The organism is Amycolatopsis sp. SID8362, assembly GCF_010550475.1.
Classification (GTDB): Bacteria; Actinomycetota; Actinomycetes; order Mycobacteriales; family Pseudonocardiaceae; genus Amycolatopsis; species Amycolatopsis eburnea.
This window is the reverse complement of sequence record NZ_JAAGNB010000417.1, coordinates 1-1731: the sequence shown is the minus strand read 5'-3', so window position 1 is coordinate 1731 and position 1731 is coordinate 1. Positions and strand designations below refer to the sequence as shown.

Annotated in this window: 1 protein-coding gene; it reads right to left on the bottom strand. The window is 70.1% G+C overall.

From position 1 onward, the window contains the following. Nucleotides 1-833, bottom strand: an 833-nt coding sequence (locus tag G3I65_RS13430) for a pyridoxal-phosphate dependent enzyme (protein ID WP_160696399.1), incomplete at its 3' end; no start/stop codon positions are given. Between the last annotated feature and the right edge of the window lie 898 nt (nucleotides 834-1731).

The following is a 1731-nucleotide window of genomic DNA, read 5'->3' as shown; positions in this document are numbered from 1 at the left end:
CCCTCGGCGACGGTGGGCGCGAACGGCGGCGGCTGCCGGTCGTGGACGGCGGCGTCGACGGGGGAGCAGTTCCGCGGCTGGGCGACGAGCAGCCGCGGGCGCCGGGTGATCGAGCCCGCCGCCAGCAGCTCGCCGAACCCGAGGTCGCAGCCCAGCACGATGCTGCCCGCGCCGGCGACCGTGACGACGGCGTCGGGTGCGCGGAAGCCGAGGTCCTCCCAGAGCTCGTAGGCGAGGGTCTTGGTGCCCTGCAGGAAGAAGGGGTGCCAGTTGTGGCTGGCGTAGGTGGTGGTGGCCGAGCGCCGGACGGCCTCGGCGGCGGTGTCGTCCCGGGTGCCGGGCACCAGCTCGACGGTGGCGCCGTACGCGCGGGTCTGCAGCACCTTGGCGGGCGAGGTCCCTTCGGGGGCCAGGACGGTCGCCGCGATCCCGGCCGCGGCGCTGTAGGCCGCGATCGACGAGCCGCCGTTGCCGGAGCTGTCTTCCAGGAGCTGCTTCACCCCGGCGCCGGCCAGCGCGGACACCAGCACGCTGGAGCCGCGGTCCTTGAAGCTGCCGGTTGGGCTGAACCACTCGAGCTTGAACCGGACGTCGGTGCCGCCCCAGCGCTGCGGTACCAGCGGGGTGCAGCCCTCGCCCAGCGAGACCGGGTGGAGGTCGCCGGGCAGCGCGGCCCGGTACCGCCAGAGCGAGCGGACTCCGGTGTCGACGTCGCCGGAGCCGAGCCCGGGCAGCGGCGCGACGGTGAGCGGGGTGCCGTCGTCGCCGCGCCACCGCAGCGGGTCGCCCGGGTACCGCGTGCCCGAGCGGTCGTCGGTGTACCAGTAGTCCACAGCGCCTCCTTGTTGGACGATCAGTCCAAGCTTAGACGGTACGTCCACTGTTACCGACGGGTATGCGAAATGTCTTCAGATTTTCTCAGGCGAAATTTGTAACGCGGCGGGGGAAGATTGCGATCATCAGCGCCAGGTGGGTGACGACCGGAGTACTGATGGTGTTCGCTCGAATACCGGCGGTCGCGCTGCCGGAGGGGCGTTGCCGGGGTGACCGGCGGGCTCGCGTCCGGTCGTGTGAGCACCGGGAATCCGGGCCACCGCCGAATCCATAGTGGACTCCGGATCGGCCGCGAGCCGCGTGAAGCATTCCTCGGCGGATTATTCAGGACGCCTGAAAAGGCAATGGCCAATAGTTCCCGATGGCCGGAAATGGGGTGTCCGATGTGGTCGTCGCATACGGGATACCGGACGGTCGGTATTACTTTCCCGCTATGCCGTGGTAGCAATGCCGAAACTTCCGACCCGCCGGTCGGAGTGGGCCGGTGCGGGTAACCGCCCGGCGTCCACCAGGCGGGATGGCTTGCGCCGTCCGGTGGCGTACGTCCGGTGGACCACTGCCCGGAACCGGTCCGGGCGTCGCCGCCGGCAATCCGCTCCCGCATCCCGGACACGGGGAACATGACGGCGACGTTAAATTCTTGCGCTCCCGGCCTGGTCCATCCCGAATTTTCTGAACCGCGGCGATGAAATCGCGGTGGGTTGTTGACGAGGTGGAAGGAACCCGCTTAAGTACACCCCGTTGCCCATCACCCATTCGTGCGTAGCGGGAGTTCCCATGCGTCTGTCGAAAGACGGCTCCGCGCTCGTCGTCGCCGTGTCGCCGCTGCGGTGGCCGTCGGCGCGCGGGGTCGCCGCCGTCGCGCGCGGGGGCGGGCTCGGCGTGCTCGACCTGACC